Origin of the sequence: Nocardiopsis potens DSM 45234 (assembly GCF_000341105.1) — a bacterium.
Classification (GTDB): Bacteria; Actinomycetota; Actinomycetes; order Streptosporangiales; family Streptosporangiaceae; genus Nocardiopsis_A; species Nocardiopsis_A potens.
The window spans coordinates 1-15,922 of sequence record NZ_ANBB01000032.1; the positions used below are offsets into that span (position 1 = coordinate 1).

General features: G+C 74.0%; 17 protein-coding genes and 1 pseudogene. 6 read left to right on the forward strand and 12 right to left on the reverse strand.

What is annotated here, in order from left to right:
• Window positions 1-824: 824 nt before the first annotated feature.
• Window positions 825-1,697 (forward strand): class I SAM-dependent methyltransferase, encoded by an 873-nt coding sequence (locus D459_RS0111665; protein WP_206540769.1) that lies wholly within the window; start codon window positions 825-827, stop codon window positions 1,695-1,697.
• On the opposite strand, the gene D459_RS0111670 is transcribed toward D459_RS0111665, so the two are convergent.
• The 7 genes from D459_RS0111670 to D459_RS0111700 all read right to left on the reverse strand — a co-directional run bounded on the left by D459_RS0111670 (window position 1,694) and on the right by D459_RS0111700 (window position 8,075).
• Window positions 1,694-3,121: a sensor histidine kinase gene (locus tag D459_RS0111670; protein WP_017593191.1), complete on the reverse strand. Its 1,428-nt coding sequence runs from the start codon at window positions 3,119-3,121 to the stop codon at window positions 1,694-1,696. The two genes, D459_RS0111665 and D459_RS0111670, sit on opposite strands and share 4 nt — an antisense overlap.
• Before the next feature lie 13 nt (window positions 3,122-3,134).
• Complete coding sequence (locus tag D459_RS0111675) at window positions 3,135-3,812, reverse strand: response regulator transcription factor (RefSeq protein ID WP_017593192.1); 678 nt, start codon at window positions 3,810-3,812, stop codon at window positions 3,135-3,137.
• 42 nt (window positions 3,813-3,854) lie between these two features.
• Window positions 3,855-4,874 (reverse strand): glycine betaine ABC transporter substrate-binding protein, encoded by a 1,020-nt coding sequence (locus D459_RS0111680; protein WP_241485007.1) that lies wholly within the window; start codon window positions 4,872-4,874, stop codon window positions 3,855-3,857.
• A gap of 12 nt (window positions 4,875-4,886) precedes the next feature.
• Entirely contained in the window at window positions 4,887-5,690 is an 804-nt protein-coding gene (locus tag D459_RS0111685; protein WP_017593194.1) for an ABC transporter permease, read from the reverse strand.
• A gap of 3 nt (window positions 5,691-5,693) precedes the next feature.
• Window positions 5,694-6,929 (reverse strand): ABC transporter ATP-binding protein, encoded by a 1,236-nt coding sequence (locus tag D459_RS0111690; protein WP_017593195.1) that lies wholly within the window; start codon window positions 6,927-6,929, stop codon window positions 5,694-5,696.
• Window positions 6,922-7,572 (reverse strand): ABC transporter permease, encoded by a 651-nt coding sequence (locus D459_RS0111695; RefSeq protein ID WP_017593196.1) that lies wholly within the window; start codon window positions 7,570-7,572, stop codon window positions 6,922-6,924. The genes D459_RS0111690 and D459_RS0111695 overlap by 8 nt, the downstream gene beginning before the upstream one ends.
• Window positions 7,573-7,829: 257 nt before the next feature.
• The gene (locus tag D459_RS0111700) at window positions 7,830-8,075 is read right to left on the reverse strand and encodes a DUF6504 family protein (RefSeq protein ID WP_017593197.1); all 246 of its coding nucleotides are present in this window, start codon (window positions 8,073-8,075) and stop codon (window positions 7,830-7,832) included.
• A 209-nt stretch (window positions 8,076-8,284) separates the two neighbouring features.
• On the opposite strand from D459_RS0111700, the gene D459_RS0111705 reads away from it, so the two are divergent.
• The gene (locus tag D459_RS0111705) at window positions 8,285-8,887 is read left to right on the forward strand and encodes a TetR/AcrR family transcriptional regulator (RefSeq protein WP_017593198.1); all 603 of its coding nucleotides are present in this window, start codon (window positions 8,285-8,287) and stop codon (window positions 8,885-8,887) included.
• A 15-nt stretch (window positions 8,888-8,902) separates the two neighbouring features.
• On the opposite strand, the gene D459_RS0111710 is transcribed toward D459_RS0111705, so the two are convergent.
• The 5 genes from D459_RS0111710 to D459_RS0111730 form a co-directional block, all read right to left on the reverse strand.
• On the reverse strand, window positions 8,903-9,730 hold the full coding sequence (locus D459_RS0111710; RefSeq protein WP_017593199.1) for a M48 family metallopeptidase: 828 nt from the start codon (window positions 9,728-9,730) through the stop codon (window positions 8,903-8,905).
• 277 nt (window positions 9,731-10,007) lie between these two features.
• Window positions 10,008-10,616, reverse strand: coding sequence for a Uma2 family endonuclease (locus tag D459_RS0111715; RefSeq protein WP_017593200.1), 609 nt, complete (start codon window positions 10,614-10,616; stop codon window positions 10,008-10,010).
• Between the two features lie 120 nt (window positions 10,617-10,736).
• Window positions 10,737-11,462 carry a DivIVA domain-containing protein gene (locus D459_RS0111720; protein WP_017593201.1) on the reverse strand — a complete coding sequence of 242 codons (726 nt, stop codon included), beginning with the start codon at window positions 11,460-11,462 and terminating at the stop codon, window positions 10,737-10,739.
• Window positions 11,463-11,524: 62 nt separating this feature from the next.
• Complete coding sequence (locus D459_RS0111725) at window positions 11,525-11,755, reverse strand: hypothetical protein (protein WP_017593202.1); 231 nt, start codon at window positions 11,753-11,755, stop codon at window positions 11,525-11,527.
• A gap of 104 nt (window positions 11,756-11,859) precedes the next feature.
• The gene (locus D459_RS0111730; RefSeq protein WP_017593203.1) at window positions 11,860-12,783 is read right to left on the reverse strand and encodes an N-acetylmuramoyl-L-alanine amidase; all 924 of its coding nucleotides are present in this window, start codon (window positions 12,781-12,783) and stop codon (window positions 11,860-11,862) included.
• A 151-nt stretch (window positions 12,784-12,934) separates the two neighbouring features.
• On the opposite strand from D459_RS0111730, the gene D459_RS0111735 reads away from it, so the two are divergent.
• From D459_RS0111735 to D459_RS31465, 4 genes and pseudogenes are all read left to right on the forward strand, one after another.
• On the forward strand, window positions 12,935-13,315 hold the full coding sequence (locus tag D459_RS0111735) for a YkvA family protein (RefSeq protein ID WP_017593204.1): 381 nt from the start codon (window positions 12,935-12,937) through the stop codon (window positions 13,313-13,315).
• A 135-nt stretch (window positions 13,316-13,450) separates the two neighbouring features.
• Window positions 13,451-15,013, forward strand: a complete 1,563-nt coding sequence (locus tag D459_RS0111740; protein ID WP_017593205.1) for an ABC transporter substrate-binding protein — start codon at window positions 13,451-13,453, stop codon at window positions 15,011-15,013.
• Window positions 15,014-15,034: 21 nt separating this feature from the next.
• Window positions 15,035-15,469: a VOC family protein gene (locus D459_RS0111745; protein ID WP_017593206.1), complete on the forward strand. Its 435-nt coding sequence runs from the start codon at window positions 15,035-15,037 to the stop codon at window positions 15,467-15,469.
• A gap of 231 nt (window positions 15,470-15,700) precedes the next feature.
• Window positions 15,701-15,922 (forward strand): annotated as a pseudogene (locus D459_RS31465) (ABC transporter permease); the annotation flags it as partial.

Sequence of the window (15,922 nt, forward strand, 5' to 3'; positions counted from 1 at the left end):
CCTGGTGGGTGCGGGCCTGGCCGGTGAACGCGGCGCCCACCCCGCTCCCGCCTTCGCCGCCCGTTTGAACCTTCACTCCGTGAGGCGCCGCGCCCGGGCGATGCCTGCACCCCGCCCCTACCTTCGCCGTCGCCGCCCGTCTGAACCTGCACTCCGCGAGGCGCCGCACCCGACCGACCGGCCGGTCCCCACCGCCGCCTTCGCCGCCCGTTTGAACCTTCACTCCGTGAGGTGCCGCGCCCGGGCGATGCCTGCACCCCGCCCCTACCTTCGCCGTCGCCGCCGGCCTGAACCTGCACTCCGTGGGGCGCCGCACCCGACCGACCGGCCGGTCCCCACCACCGCCTTCGCCGCCCGCTTGAACCCCCGCCCCCTGAGGCGCCGCGCCCGGCTGGGGTGCCTGACCCTGCCCCTACCTTCGCCGTCGCCGCCTGCTTGAACCTGCACTCCGTGGGGCGCCGCGCCGGACCGGCCGGCCGGTCCCCCTCCCCGCCTTCGTCGCCCGTCTTGACCTTCGCTCCACGGGGCGCCGCGCCCGGGCGGGGCCTCCCGTTCCTCTCCCCTCACCGAGTTCCTTGTTTTCCTCGTTGCGGCGGCCGCTTGATGACGGGGCCGGTTGAGGCGGGGCGACAACGTCAAGGTCATCGGGAAGGAGCGGCGGCGATCACATCGGACGGTCCCGGAGTGCTGGGGAGTGCTGGTAGGGGCCGACTCGGACCGAACGTCGCGGAAATTCGTTCGTTCTCGAAAAGAGATTCTCTGACCATTTTGAAATTTTTATTTTTTTGATATTATGTGAAAATTCTGGGGTAATGTCCGGCGGCATGAAGAACAAGGCACGATCCGGTCGGACGGCCCTCATGTCGGCGGCCGCACGCGCGGCGCACCTCCTCGTCGACGAGGCCCCCGCGATCTTCACCGACCCCCTGGCCCGGACCTTCCTGGGCGAGCAGGCCGAAGAACTCCTCCACTACCACCGGGCCTACGGCGGCCACCCGGTCCTCGCCGGTGCCCGGACGACGGCCGTCGCCCGCAGCCGCTACACCGAGGACCGGCTGGCCGAGCTGACCGGCCGGGGCGTCGACCAGTACGTGATCCTCGGCGCCGGACTGGACTCCTTCGCCTACCGGTCGGAGCAGGCCGGCCGCGTGCGGGTGTTCGAGGTGGACGAGCCCGCCGCCCAGCGCTGGAAGCGGGCGCTGCTGGCGGAGACGGGAACGGAGGCGCCTCCCTCCGTCTCCTTCGTCCCGGTCGACTTCGAAGAGGAGTCCGACGGGTCGCTCACCGACCGCCTCGTCCAGGCCGGCTTCGCCCCCGACCGGCCCGCACTCGTCGGCTGGCTCGGGGTCACGATGTACCTCACCCCGGAGGCGATCAGGCGGACCCTGGCCGCCGTCGGCGGCTTCGCCCCCGGCACGGAGCTCATCGCGGAGCACCTCCTCCCCGCCGGGCTCCGCGACGAGGCGGGCCAGGCCTACGCCGAGGCGGTCATGGCCGCGGCGGCCGAGCAGGGCGAGCCCTGGCGGACGCTCCTCGGTACCGAGGAGATGGACGCCCTCCTGACCGGGCAGGGGCTCCGGCCGGTCGAGTACGTCCGGCAGCGCGACACGGTCGCCCCCGCGGAGTGGGAGCGCACCGACGCGCTCCGCCCGTTCGAGCTGTCCGTCCTCGCCCGGGCGGTCGTTCCCGAGCGCTAGGCGGTCCCGGGGGCGGCGGGCAGTCGGATCGCGACGTCCAGGCCGAATCCGCCGGCGCCGTCGGGCAGGCCCGGTAGCAGCCGGAGCCCGCCGCCGGCGGACTCCACCAGGTCGGCGCAGATGGACAGGCCCAGCCCGGTGCCCTCGGTGTTCTGCTGTCCGGAGCCGCGCCAGAACCGGTGCAGGGCCTTCTCCCGCTCCTCCGGGGTGAGCCCGGCGCCGTCGTCGGCGACGTGCAGCACCACCATCGGCGGGCCCTCCCCGCCCTCCCCGTCCGGCCGGTCGGCGGCCGCGCCGAGCCGGATCACCGACGCCCCGGAGAGCCGGGTGGCGTTGCTCATCAGCTCGTCCAGCACGCTGCCCAGCCCGCCGGGCGGGGCGAGCACCCGCAGCCCCTCCGGCACCGCGTTCTCCACCTCGATGCCGTACCCCTCGGCCAGCGCCCGCCACCGCGGCAGCCGGGTCGCCAGCAGCTCGTCCAGGTCCACCGGTTCGGCGCGGCTGAAGCTCTCCAGCCGGGTCGCCGCCAGCAGCGAGTTGAGCAGCCTGCTCATCGCCTTGGTCTCCTCCACCGCGTCGCCGTGGATCTCCCGGGCCTCCGGGCCGTCCAGGTAGGGCTGGAGGTTCTCCACCGCGAGCCGGAGGCTGGCCAGCGGGTTGCGCAGCTGGTGGGAGGCGTCGGAGACGAACGCGCGCTGCCGGTGCAGGGCGCGCTCCACCACGTCCACCATCGCGTTGAACGACCCGGCGAGCCGGCGCAGCTCCGGCGGCCCGCCCTCGTCGTCGGCGCGCACCGACAGGTCGCCCCCGGCGATGGCGGCGGTCGCCTCGTCCAGCCGGTGCACCGGCCGCAGCACCCAGCGGGACAGCGGCCAGGCCACCGCGCACAGGAGCGCCAGCGGCACCGTGCCCAGCAGCGCCATCAGCCCCCAGTCGGCGAGGATCGCGGAGCGCAGGTCGCCGGTGGGCACCGACAGCACCACCGCGCCCTCCACCATGCTGTCCCGGCCGACCGGTTCGGCGATCACCAGGTCGGCGTCGTCCCACGGCCACACCGCGGTGGGCGGCTCCGGGCGGAACCCGGCCAGCGCCCGCCGCACCGCCTCGTCCTGCACCGACGGGTGCTCCGCGCCGGAGGCGTCCCCGGGGCCCGACTCCAGCAGCGGCTCCCCGGTGGTGCCGACGATGGCGACGTGCCCGCCGTACAGCTCCCGGTACCGCTGCAGCTCCACCCGGAGTGCTTCGTCCCTCCCGTTGACCAGGGCGGTCGCACCGAGCGAGGCGAACCGGCCGGCGTCGTTCAGCCGGTCCACGTAGACCTCCTGGGTCTGCTGCTGGGCGACCACCGCGGCCAGCGGCACGGCCAGCGAGGCCATCAGCAGGAACGCCAGCGGGACCAGGATGGCGAGCAGCCTGCGCAGCACGGCCCGGCCCCGCTCAGGCCGGCCCGGCGTCGGCGGACAGGCGGTAGCCGACGCCGCGCACGGTGTGGATCCGCACCGGGCCGCTCAGCTTGCCGCGGAGCGCGGCGACGTGCGTGTCCAGGGTCCGCGAGGACGACTCCCAGGACGCCCCCCACACCTGGTCCAGGATGGCCTCCCGGGCCACCACCTCCGGCGAGCGCGCCGCGAGCAGCGCCAGCAGGTCGAACTCCTTGCGGGTGAGCTGCACCGGCTCGCCGCCGAGTAGCGCCTCGCGCAGCCCGGGGTCGAGGGAGAGCGGGCCGATCTCCAGCCGCGGCTCCGGCGGTGCCTCGGCGCGGGCGGGGCGGGTGCGGCGCAGCACCGCCTCGATCCGGGCGAGCAGCTCGGCGATGCCGAACGGCTTCACCACGTAGTCGTCGGCGCCCGCGCGCAGGCCGCGCACCCGCTCGCGCTCCTCGGCGCGCGCGGTCACCGCGATGACCGCGGTGTGCGGCCGGTCGCGGAGCCTGCGCAGCACCTCGAACCCGTCCGCGTCGGGCAGGCCCAGGTCGAGCAGGACGACGTCGGCGGGGGCGGCGCTCAGCGCCCGCTGCGCCGTCGCCGCGCGCTCCACCTCGTAACGGGCGTTGCGCAGCGCCGTGACCAGGCCGCGCGCCACCCGGTCGTCGTCCTCGACCACCAGAATGCGCATCGCGCCCCCATCGTAGGGCCCCGCCCCGCCGGCCGGTCCGCGTCAGCCGATCAGGCCGTTCTCCTGCAGGAAGTAGAGCGCGGCCTGGTCGGTGGAGGCGCCCTCCAGGTCGACCATCCCGTTGAGCTCGATGATCGCGTCCTCGGTGAGCGCGTCGCCCAGCTCGGCGGCGAGATCGCGCAGCTCCGGGTGCTCCTCGACGGTCTCCTCGCGGGCGGTCAGCGCGGCCAGCTGGGTGGTGAAGTAGCCCTCCGGGTCCTCCAGCACCCGCAGGTCGAGCGACTTGAGCCGGGCGTCGGTGGTGAAGACCTCGGCGAATTCGCACGGGTCGCCCTTGGCCACGTTGACGTAGTTCAGCGCCAGGTCCATCTGGTAGACGCCGTCCACCGGGAACGGGGCCTTGTAGTACTCCTGGAAGGCCTCCCACTCCCGGTCCATGAACTCCGCGGCGCCGCAGAACGACGCCCGGTCCGGGTGCTCGCGGACCATCGGTCCCAGGTCGGCGAGGGTGTCCACCTCGCCGGCGGGGCCCTCCGCGTCGGCGGCGCGGGCGATGCCGTACTGGTTGCCGAAGCGCGCGGGGCCCATCCACTCCACGCCGTTCTCCTCCAGGTCGGCCTCTGCGGTGGCCTCGAACTGCTCCTGGGAGCCGGTGATCCGCTCGTCGCGCTGGAGGTACTGGGTCCACCCGGTGCCGGCGTACTCCCAGTACAGGTCGACCTCCTCGCTCTCCAGCGCGCTGCGCAGGATGTTGGAGCCCATCAGCCCGGTCATGTCCTCGGCCTCCGCGCCCGCCGCGCGCAGCGCGTACACGGTGATCTTGCCGAGGATCACGCTCTCGGTGAACTCCTTGGAGGAGACCCGGAAGGAGGCGCCCTCCAGGTCGACGTCGGAGGCGAGCGAGCCGCCGGCCAGGTCCACGTCGGCGGCCTGCGGCAGCGCCTCGGCCGCGTCGGGCCCGCCGCCGCAGCCGGCCAGCACCGCTCCGCACAGCGCCAGCGCCGCCGCGCGCAGCGGGGTCCGGGCACCGCGCCGCACGGCGCTCGGTTCGGGGGTTCTCACGGGAGGCTCCTCTCAGATCCCGCGCGGGCGCAGCACGTCCTCGACGATGCCCGCCAGCCAGTCGACGGCCAGGGCCAGCACGGCCACCAGGACGCTCCCGGTCACCAGCACCACGGTGCGGTTGGAGGAGATCCCGTTGGAGATGACGTCGCCCAGGCCGCCGGCGCCGATGAAGGTCGCCAGCGCCACCGTGCCCACGGTCAGCACCAGGGCGGTGCGGATGCCGGCCAGCATCACCGGGACGGCCAGCGGCAGCTCGACCCGCCACAGCACCTGGGCGCGGCCGAGCCCCATGCCGCGGGCGGACTCGATCACCGCCGGGCTCACCTGGTCCAGGCCGACCATGGTGTTGCGCAGCACCGGCAGGATCCCGTACAGCACGATCGCGGTGATCGCGATGGTGTGGATCCCCCAGGACACGAAGGCCACCGCGAACAGCACGATCAGGCCGATGGTGGGGATGGCCTGCCCGACGTTGGCCAGGGCCAGCACCGGGCCGGAGAACCGGCGCGCGCCGGGGCGGGTGAGCGCCACGCCCAGCGGCACCGCGATGGCCAGGATCAGCACCACCACGACCAGGCTCAGGCCGAGGTGCTGCCAGGTCCGGCTGAGCAGGTACTCGGCGTTGAGGCTGCGCCGTTCGATCCGGTCCAGGTCGTGCGCGCCGACGTAGAGGTAGAGCGCGGCCAGCACGGCGAGCAGCGCGGCCGGCGCACCGGCGTAGCGCAGCAGCCGGCGTGCGCCGCCGGGGCGGGGTCCGGGTCCGGCGGCCCCCGTGCCGCCGGCGGGCTCGGTGGGAGCCGGGGCGATCGCCATCTCTCAGCGCACCTCCTTGCCGGGGGAGTCGGTGCCGGGCGAGTCGGACCGGCCCGGGGCCGGGCCGGCGGCGCGCTCCGGGCCCGCCCCCGCCGCCGGGGAGGCGGTGTGGATGAGCTCCTGGATCGCGGCCATGCCGAGGGTCCCCCGGTAGCGGCCGTCCTCGCCGGTGACCACCACGACGTCGGCGTTGCTCGCCAGCATCGCGTTGAGCGCGTCGAACAGGGTGTCGTCCGGGCCGAGCGAGGAGAGCAGCGGCAGGCCGTTCCCGGTCAGCCGGTCGTCGTCGGGGGCGAGGTCGCGGCCGAGCCAGCCGACCGGGCGCCGGTCGCCGTCCAGCACCAGCACGAAGTCGCGGTCGGCGGAGCGCAGCGCGGCGACCCGCTCCTCCCGGTCGGCCGAGGAGGGCACCGTCGGCCAGTCGGTGGCGGCCGCCACCCGGGACAGCGGGGTGAGTGTGAGCCGCTTGACGTAGGCGCCGGAGCCGATGAACTCGGCGACGTAGTCGTCGGCGGGGTCGCTGAGCACCGCCTCCGGGGTGTCGTACTGGGCGATCCGGCCGCCGGGGCCGAACACCGCGATCCGGTCGCCCAGCTTCACCGCCTCGTCGATGTCGTGCGTGACGAAGACGATCGTCTTGCGGATGTCCCGCTGGATGCGGAGGAACTCGTTCTGCAGCGCCTCCCGGGTGATCGGGTCGATGGCGCCGAACGGCTCGTCCATCAGCATCACCTCGGGGTCGGCGGCCAGCGCGCGGGCCACCCCGACCCGCTGCTGCTGCCCGCCGGAGAGCTGCCTGGGGTAGCGGTCCCGGTAGGTGTCCGGGGCCAGGCCGACCATGGTGAGCAGCTCGTCCACCCGGGCGGAGACCTTCTCCGCGGACCAGCCGAGCAGCCTGGGCACGGTGGCGATGTTCTGCGCGACGGTGCGGTGCGGGAACAGCCCGGTCTGCTGGATCGCGTACCCGATGCCCCGGCGCAGCTCGTCCGGGTTCATCTCGGTGACGTCCTGCCCGTCGATCACGATCCGGCCGGACGTGGGCTCGATGAGCCGGTTGATCAGCTTCATCAGGGTGGTCTTGCCGCACCCGGACGGGCCGACGAAGACCACGATCTCGCCGCGCGGGATCTCCAGGCTGAGGCCGCCGATGGCGGGCTCGGCCTGCCCCGGGTAGGCCTTGGTGAGGTTCTCCAGCCGGATCATGGCGTCGGGCGCGGCGGTGGCGGAGGCGTCAGTCAACTCGGAGTCCTCTGGAGGTCGAAACGCGGTTCAGGGCGGCGAAGGCGAGGTCGGCCAGGACCGCCAGCACGACGATCCCGAGGATGCCTTCGAGGGCGAGGTACACCGCGAACGGCGTGCCCGCGCTGGACAGCCCCTGGAAGATCAGGTTCCCCAGGCCGGGGCCGTTGACCGCGGCGGAGATCGCCGCGATGCCCAGCAGCAGCTGGGTGGCGACCCGCAGCCCGGTGATGATGACCGGCCAGGCCAGCGGCAGCTCGATCTGCCGGAGGATCTGCCGGCGGCTCAGCCCCATGCCGCGGGCGGACTCGATGACGGCGGGGTCGACTCCGCGCAGCCCCACCACGGTGTTGCGGACCACCGGCAGCAGCGCGTACATGGTGAGCGCGGTGACGGCCGGCGCGGTGCCCAGCCCGAGCGGGGCGATGAGCAGGCCGAACAGGGCGTAGGAGGGGATGGTGAGGAAGACCCCGGCGACGGCCAGCACCACGCTCCGGGGCAGCTCGGCCCGGTAGGTGAGCACGGCCAGCGGGATCCCGATCAGCGAGGCCAGCACCAGGCCCTGCAGCACCAGCACGACGTGCTCGCCGGTGAGCGCCAGCACCTCGGCGTAGTTGCCCGCGAGGTGGTCGAAGAAGTTCATCGGCACGCCCTCCGGCGCACCGGTCCGCCGCGGCGCGCCGCGGCGAGGGGCGTCCGGCGGCCGCCTGCACGGGCGCCGGCCCCGCGCAGGGAGCGGGAGTGGATCAGGTCAGCGCGCATGATTTCCAGGATCGCACGGTTTCCACCGCTTCCCCGGCAACGCCCCAGCGCAGGGGCGATATTGATGTGAGGGTGCGCCCGCGCCGTTACCGCCCCTCCACCGGGGCCGCCGCTCCGCGGCCCCGGCGGAGGCCCGGGTCACTCCCAGAGGCGGCGCATGGTCCAGCGGTCGGTGGCGTCGTCGACCGCGATGTCGGCGATGCTCGGCTCGCCCCGGTCGGACTCGGCGGCGACCCGGACGAGGCGGACGTCGGCCTCGCCGGTGGCGCCGTTCCAGCTGCCGATCACGCGGCGGACCCGGTACATGCGGCCGCGCCAGGAGAACAGCGCCGGGTGGCCGCCGGTGGTCGATCGGACGTCGATCCGTTCGTTGTACAGACTCACCGGGGAAGGATATCGAACACGGGTTCGATTTCCGCCGGTTTCCCGCACCGGATCCGGTACGGCCCCAGACTAGGGCCAGGGGGCGGGCGGAACCGCTCCGCTCCGGCGGGCGTGTCGCGGCGGGCGCCGCGGTGCGCCGGATCGGGCGGTCTGCCTATCCTTGTGGGGATGCGCGGCGGGCGCGCGGACGGACGAGGGGAGGACGGCCCATGGTGGACGCGGACCGGGGGGAGCGGTCGCCGGCCGTTCCGGACCGGCTGGTGGCGGAGGCGACCCGGATGTTCGCCGAGCGCGGCTTCGAGCGCACCTCGGTCCAGGACCTGGTGACCGCCGCCGGTGTGACCAAGGGGGCGATGTACCACTACTTCGACTCCAAGGACGACCTGCTGTACGCGATCTTCCAGCGGCTGCTCGCCATGCAGCGGGAGCGGCTGGACGGCTACGCCAAGGCCCCCGGCCCGGTCGCCGACCGGCTCCGCGCGGCCGCCGCGGACCTGGTCCGCACCAGCATCGAGAACATGGACGAGGCGGTCATCGTGTTCCGCTCGCTGCACATGCTCTCCCCGGAGCGGCAGCGCGCGATCCGCGCCGAGCGCCGCGACTACCAGGAGCGCTTCCTGGCGATGGTGGAGGAGGGGCGGCGCGAGGGCGTGTTCCGCTCCGAGGTCCCGCTGAACATCGTCGCCACCCAGTTCTTCGGCGCCGTCCACCACCTGGGCATGTGGTATCGGCGCGGCGGCGGCCTCGACGGCGCCGGCCTCGGCGACCACTTCGCCGAGCTGCTCATGTCCGGCCTGCTCGCCCGCGACTGAGCCGCCCCGGCGCCGTCAGAGGAAGAGCCGGCCCGGGCGGCTGCGGTCCCGGATCGCGGCGATGCGCTTGATGTTCACCGGGCGGCTGGACAGCAGGTTGTACAGGAAGACGAAGCCGCCCCGGTCCCGGCGGCCGCGCTCGGCCATCTCGCCCATGCCGACCTCCCGGTAGAGCGCCCTCCCCGCGGCCAGCATCCGGATCGCGTGCGCCCCCTCCGGGCAGTGCGCGTGCGCGTGGTTGTCCGCGGTGTACTCCATCGCCCGGGACAGCGCCGGGCCCAGCACCGGGACCAGCCGCCCGATCGAGGTGCCGGCGCGCAGCCAGAACGACGTGTGCCCGGCGGCGATGTGCCCCAGCTGGTGGGCGAGGACGAAGCGGAGCGCCTCCGGGTCGCGCAGCCGGGCGTCCGGCTCGAACAGCTCGCCGGGGACGACGATGAAGCGGCGCGCCCCGTGCCCGCCCGCCGCCGCGGACCGCGGCCGCCGACCCTCGGCCCGCACGTAGGCGTCCGGGGTGGTGTTCAGGCCCATCTCGGTGGCGAGCCGGGAGATCTCGGCGTGCACCTGGGGGAACTGGGTGGGCGAGACGCGGACCGCCTGGGCCCGCTGCTCGGCGTGGCGCATCCCGCGCACCGCCCAGCAGGCGGCCGGGAGGGCGAGCAGCACGGCCGCGGTCCAGGCCTGTGCGCCGCCCGTCCACAGCATGTGGACGGCGAGGGCGAGCGCGGCCAGCGTCGCCGCCGCCGCGGCGGCGAGCAGCGGCCGCTCCCACGGGTGCCGCTCGGCCTGCGTCCACTCGGCGGCGGTCCCGCCGTCCGGCGTCCACGGGTGCTGGGGCGGCACGGACCCGGTCGGCGCGGACCCGGGCGCCCCTCCCGCCTCCGCGCGGCCCTGTGGTCTCATCGCAAAAGTCATCAGTAGTGCCTCCCCAGGGGGCCCAGCACGCGCTCCGACACGCGACGATCACGTCAAGTAATCACATATTACTTTCCGTATCAATCGTGTCCGGGCAGGTCGGGGCGTGTCTCCCCGGCGGAGCCGGTGCGCCGGAGCGGGGGAACGGGGGGCATGGCGGCACCCCGCCGGGCCGGGAGCGGCGGCGGGGCGGAAATCGGCGGCGTCAGTCGGCGGGGACCGTGAACTCCGAGGTGTCGAGCTTGATGTCGAACGGCTCGGGAAGGTCGACCGGCTCGCCCCACTCGACGGCGTGGCTGTCGGAGTAGTCCGTTCCGCGCGGATTGGAGAAGAGCGTGATCCGGGGGCCGCGCGGGTCGTAGCCGTCGATCAGCAGGTAGAGCGGGATTCCGGCGGTGGCGTACTCGACCCGCTTGGCCTCCCGGTCGTCGCGGGCGTTGTCCTTGGAAGCGATCTCGGCGACCAGGAGCACCTCGTCGGGATCGATCCCCTCGCCCCGCCGCTCGGGCATGGCGGCGCGGTTGAACAGGACGATGTCGGGTGAGCGGAGCCGGGCCTGGTCGGCGATGACCACGCCGCTGCCCTGGTGGAAAGCGATCTCCTTGGGCAGGACCGGGTAGAGCTGCCGGGCGATCCAGTCCGGGACGTCGTTGTGCTTCGCTGCGGGTGGGGGAACCAAGACGATGCCTTCCTTGCGGATCTCAGCCCGCCAACCGTCGGGCATGTCGACTTCTCGCCAGGCGTGCAGCAGGGTCTCCCAGCGGTCGTCGACGGCCGTCTCCCCGGGCTTCTCCTCGATCACGGCGATCCCCATACCGCGCCACCTCCTGGAACCGGAGGGTGGCGGCGCGTGATAGTCGGCATCGTGCTTTTCCACAATACGGTGCGCGGCCGGCGGGCGGGAGTCCGCCGGGCCCCGGTCAGGGCGTGTCGGTCAGGACCCTTCGCCGCCCTCGTAGAGCCGGAACTCGGCGGCCAGCTCGTCGAGGAACGCGTCCACCTGCCCCGGGTCGTAGCCCGGGCGGGCCCGGGTGGTGGAGAAGCGGACCCGCTCCACCTCGGAGGCGGTGATCAGCACCCCTTCCGGGTGCTTCTTGATCAGCGCGTCCAGGGTGGCCTCCGCGGCGTCCAGGAAGTCGTCCACCTCGTCCTCGTTGTAGCCGGTGGTCAGCCGGGTGGTGGCGAAGCGCTTGGCGCGGATGTGCTCCGGGGCCATCGAGCCGCGCGGTTCGGCGCGGGCGTGCGCGCCGGCCCGCGGCGGCGGGGGCGGCGGCGCGGCGGGCCGCTCCGCCGGGGGCGGGCCGGCCGGCACCCGGGGCTGCGGGCCGGTCCAGGTGACCGGGCCGCTGGCCGGCGCCTTGGGCGGCGGCACGTCGCCCTTGCGGGCCAGTCCGCGGGAGCGCAGCTCGGCGGCGATCTCGTCGAGGAAGTCGTCGACCTCCTCCTCGTTGTAGCCGGAGGAGAGCCGGGTGCCGCGGAAGCGGGACTCCTCGATCTCCTGCGCGGTGATCAGCGGGCCGTCGAACTCTCCGCTGTTCAGCGCGGAGAGCGTCTCCTCGACCCGGTCGAGCAGGGCGTCGACGTCGTCCTCGTGGTAGCCGGGGCGGAAGCGGACCGTGCTGAAGCGCTTCTTTCTGATGTCGGCAGGGGTGAGCGGCATTCCTCCATTGTGCCGACCCCGCTCCCCGCGGACACGGGCCGACACCGGCGCGGGGCGGGGGCTCAGACCGAACCCCCCTGCTCGGCGGGGCCCTGGAGGGCCTGCCGGATCGCCGCTTCGACCTGGCTCCGGTCGTAGCCGCGGAGCACCACGTCGAACTCGGGGCGCGGGTCGGCCTCGGCGGTGGGCGAGAGGAAGGCGTCGAACCACTCGTCCACCTGGCCGCGGTGGTAGCCGCGGAGCATGACGTCGAACTCGGGGCGGGAGGAGGCAGCGAAGAGGGGATCGACCATGGGGCAAGTATGTCGTGAAGATCACTCATGATCGCCACCGGGGGCTGGCCGGAACAGGACAGACGCCCCGGTCGCGGGTGATCCGGTGACCGGGGCGCCCCGGGTCAGGGCCTCTCGCCCTCGGCCCCGGTGAGGAAGTCGACGACCGCCCCGGTGATCGCGCCGGCCGCCCGCTCCCGCCACTCCGCGTCCTCCAGCAGCTCCGCGTCGCCGGGGTTGCGCATGTTCCCGGCCTCCAGGAACACCTTGGGGACGGTGGAGAGGTTGAGCCCGCCCAGGTCGGTCCGCTCGTCCAGGCCCTCCTCCGCGATGTAGTCGGCCGGGTCCATCCCGGTGCCCTCGGCGTAGGCGTCGCGGAGCAGCCCGGCCAGCCGGGCCGAGGGCACCACGATGTCCCCGTTCCCCTCGACCTCGCCGGGGGCGATGACGTGGAAGCCGCTGCCGGACTCCGGCCCGCCGTCGGCGTGCACCGAGATCGCCGCGTCGGCCCCGGCCTCGTTGCCGATCTCGGCCCGCTCGTTCACGCACGGGCCGACCCCGTCGTCGTCGGCGCGGGTCATCACGACCTCCGCGCCCTCGGCCTCCAGCCGGTCGCGGAGGAGCAGCGACAGGTCCAGGGTGAACTCGTGCTCGGGGTAGCCGCTCGCGCTCTCCGCGCCGACGGTGTCGCAGGCCTTCTTCTCCCCGGGGCCGGAGGGGACCTGCTCGTTGATCTTCCCGGGGGCCTCGGCGTTGCCGCCGTTGTGGCCGGGGTCGATGAGCACGGTGGTTCCGGCGAGGGGGCCGTCGTCCGGCTCCTTCCCGCCCTTCCCGGACGGCTCGCCGCCGGAGCCGTCCGCGCCGTCCTTCCCGCCGCCCTCTCCGGAGCCGTCCCCGTCGCCGGGGCCGGGCAGCGGGAGCAGCGCGGTGGGGGCCGCGGAGGGATCGCCTCCCGAGCCTGAGCAGCCGGTGAGCGCGAGCACGGCGGCGCAGGCCAGCGAGGCGGGGAGGAGCAGGGCGGGGCGTGCGGTGGAGGATCCGTTCGGCATGGTCGGTCGGTGCCGTCCTGGGAGGGGATCGGGGGCGAGGGCCCCATCAACCTAGCCGTTCCGGGGAACACCACGGGCCTGATTCGCGTCATATCGTGAAGGAGGGGTGGTGGGAGCCTCCCGCCCCCGAATACCCCGACGAGGTGGTCAGATGCGCAAGTCCAACCGGGCGGCGGCGGGCGCCGCCGCGTGGCAGGCGGTGTACGAGGGGGCCAGGCCCGGCAGGCCCTCGGTCTGGGAGCGGGCGGGGTCCGTCCCGCGGATGACGGCCGCGCGGATGCGCGGCCGCTACACCGGGCTGCCGTCCTCGCGGCTGCTGCTCTTCATCGCCGCGCTGCTCTACATCGTGAGCCCGATCGACCTGGTCCCGGAGCTGTTCATCCCGCTGCTGGGCGTCGCCGACGACGCGTTCGTCGCGGTGTGGCTGGTCTCCGGGCTGATGAACGAGACCGAGCGGTTCCTGGAGTGGGAGCGCACCGGAGCGCCGCACGGGGACCGGCAGGAGTACGTGCAGGGGCACGTCGTGGACTGACCGCCGCGCCGGCCTCCGACGGCCCCCGCCCTGGCCGAGGGCGGGGGCCGTCCGCGTGCCAGGGCCCCCGTCGGCGCCGGGTCCCCCGCGGGCGTATCTTCACTATTGCAAACCATTCGCAACTAGTGGGGAACAATGATCCGTTCGCGATCCGCGATCGCCGCCGGCGCCGGCCTCGCCCTCCTGCTCACCGCCTGCTCCACCGGCGGAGCGCAGGACGGGGCCGCCGACGGCACCCTGACCTACGCCCTCGGCGACGAGCCGGAGCAGCTCAACCCGGTGCTCGTCGACGAGCACCTCGACCCCGTCACGGAGATGGTCTTCCGCGGGCTCACCGCGCACGACGCCGACAACGAGCCGGTCCCGGCGCTCGCCGAGAGCTGGAAGATCAGCGGCGACGAGAAGACCTACACCTTCGCCCTGCGCGAGGACGCCGCCTGGCACGACGGGGAGCCGTTCACCGCGGACGACGTGGTGTTCACCATCGAGGGCGTACGCGACGGGAACCTCCCCATCAGCAACAAGTTCGCCAACGTGAAGGAGGTCGAGGCGGAGGGCGAGCACACCGTCGTCATCCGGCTCACCGAACCCACCCCGGCCCTGCTGGACAGCCTCTCCAACGGGATGCTCCCCGAGCACCTGCTCAAGGAGAAGGGCCTGGACGACCCCGACTTCGGCGAGCACCCGGTGGGCACCGGCCCGTTCCGGCTGGACACCTGGAAGCACGGCGAGTACGCCAAGGTCACCGCCTTCGAGGACTACTACGGCGGAGCCCCCGGCCTGGACGCGATCACCATCGCCTACGTTCCGGACGCCGCCTCCCGGCTGATCCGGCTGGCCAACGGCGAGGTCGACGCCGCCTACCTGGAGCCCGCCCAGGTCGAGGAGGCCGGCGGGATCGACGGGGTGCGGCTGGAGACCACCCCCACCGCCGACTACCGCGGAATCCTGTTCAACATGGAGGACGAGCGGTTCGAGGACCCCGCCCCGCGCCGCGCGATGAACTACGCGATCGACCGGGACGCGGTCATCGAGAGCGTGCTGCACGGCCACGGCAGGCCCGCCGCCGGCCCGCTCGACCTCAGCCCGTTCGGCACCGGCGCCGCCGACTACACCCACGACCCGGCCGAGGCCGCCGCGATCATGGAGGAGGCCGGCTACGAGAAGAACGGCGACGGGATCTGGGAGCGCGACGGCGAACCGTACTCCTTCGAGCTCACCACCTTCGCCGAGGACGGCGTGCGCGCCGCGATGATCGAGGTGCTCGCCACCCAGCTGCGCGAGGAGGGCTTCGACGTCACCGCCGAGCCCAGGCCGCGGGACGCCGTCGACTGGGCGGAGCTGGAGGGCTTCCTCATCGGCTGGGGCACCCCCTACGATCCGGACGGCTCGCTGTACGGGCCGTTCCACTCCTCCGAGGCGCTGGACGAGGGCGGCTCCAACTACGGGAGCTACGCCGACGACGCCGCGGATGAGGCGCTGGACGCCGGCCGGAGCACCAACGACGAGGAGAAGCGGGCCGAGGCCTACGCCGACCTCCAGGAGGCCCTGGCCGACGACCCGCCCTACGTCTTCGTGTCCTACCTGGACGCGGTGAACGCCGTGCCCGAGGACCTGGACGGGATCACCGAGCGCACCCTGGCCCACCACGGCTACGGCTTCTTCTGGAACGCCGAGGAGTGGAGCCGCCGGAAGTAGCGGAGAAGGAACGAGGAGAGCATGGAGACGCCCCCGCCCCGCGCCCTGCTGGGCCTGACCACGCTGGTCGTCGCCGACTACGACGAGGCGATCGCCTTCTTCACCGGGCCGCTCGGCTTCACGCTGGTCGAGGACGCCCCGCTCGGCGGCGGCAAGCGCTGGGTGGTGGTGGCGCCCGGCGTCGGGCGGGGGGCGGGGGGAACCGGGCTGCTCCTGGCCCGGGCGGCCGGAGCGGACCAGGCCGCCCGGGTCGGCGACCAGACCGGCGGCCGGGTCGCGTTCTTCCTGTACACCGAGGACTTCGAGGCCGACCGCCGGCGGATGCTCGACGCCGGGGTGCACTTCGAGGAGGAGCCCCGGCACGAGCCGTACGGCACGGTCGCGGTCTTCCGCGACCTGTACGGCAACCGCTGGGACCTGCTGCAACCGGCCGCCCCGGGCCCCGCCCCCCGATGACCTCGGCACCGGAACCCCGCCCGCCCGGTTCCGGCGCCGCGGCGCCGCGGGGGCCGGGGTCTCCGGTGGCGGGCAGAGCGGGAGTCGCTCTTCCCGGGCGGAGCCGCTTGTCGCGGAGACCGATCGAAACGGCGGCGCTCCGGTGCCTCGCGGAGGCGGGGCGCCGGGAGGGGGGCGGGGCGGCCCGGTGAAGACGAATCGGAAAGGAGGCCGGCCATCGCCGGATACGCGGTGCGCAGGGCGGGGGCGGCGCTGGCCGTGCTGGCCGCCCTGTCGGTGTTCTGCTTCCTGATGCTCGACCTGGCGCCGGGGGACCCGGCCCGGTCGGTGCTGGAGGCCCGGTCCGGGGGCCGCCCGGTCCCCGACGCCGCGGTGGAGGTGCAGCGCGCGGCGATGGGGCTGGACGAGCCGCTCCCGGTCCGCTACGCCGACTGGCTCGGCGGGCTGCTCCCC

Coding starts and splice junctions, on each gene's coding strand:
- D459_RS0111665 (WP_206540769.1), top strand. CDS start 825: ATGAAGAACAAGGCACGATCCGGTCGGACGGCCCTCATGTCGGCGGCC.
- D459_RS0111675 (WP_017593192.1), bottom strand. CDS start 3,812: ATGCGCATTCTGGTGGTCGAGGACGACGACCGGGTGGCGCGCGGCCTG.
- D459_RS0111685 (WP_017593194.1), bottom strand. CDS start 5,690: ATGGCGATCGCCCCGGCTCCCACCGAGCCCGCCGGCGGCACGGGGGCC.
- D459_RS0111695 (WP_017593196.1), bottom strand. CDS start 7,572: ATGAACTTCTTCGACCACCTCGCGGGCAACTACGCCGAGGTGCTGGCG.
- D459_RS0111705 (WP_017593198.1), top strand. CDS start 8,285: ATGGTGGACGCGGACCGGGGGGAGCGGTCGCCGGCCGTTCCGGACCGG.
- D459_RS0111715 (WP_017593200.1), bottom strand. CDS start 10,616: ATGGGGATCGCCGTGATCGAGGAGAAGCCCGGGGAGACGGCCGTCGAC.
- D459_RS0111720 (WP_017593201.1), bottom strand. CDS start 11,462: ATGCCGCTCACCCCTGCCGACATCAGAAAGAAGCGCTTCAGCACGGTC.
- D459_RS0111725 (WP_017593202.1), bottom strand. CDS start 11,755: ATGGTCGATCCCCTCTTCGCTGCCTCCTCCCGCCCCGAGTTCGACGTC.
- D459_RS0111730 (WP_017593203.1), bottom strand. CDS start 12,783: ATGCCGAACGGATCCTCCACCGCACGCCCCGCCCTGCTCCTCCCCGCC.
- D459_RS0111735 (WP_017593204.1), top strand. CDS start 12,935: ATGCGCAAGTCCAACCGGGCGGCGGCGGGCGCCGCCGCGTGGCAGGCG.
- D459_RS0111740 (WP_017593205.1), top strand. CDS start 13,451: ATGATCCGTTCGCGATCCGCGATCGCCGCCGGCGCCGGCCTCGCCCTC.
- D459_RS0111745 (WP_017593206.1), top strand. CDS start 15,035: ATGGAGACGCCCCCGCCCCGCGCCCTGCTGGGCCTGACCACGCTGGTC.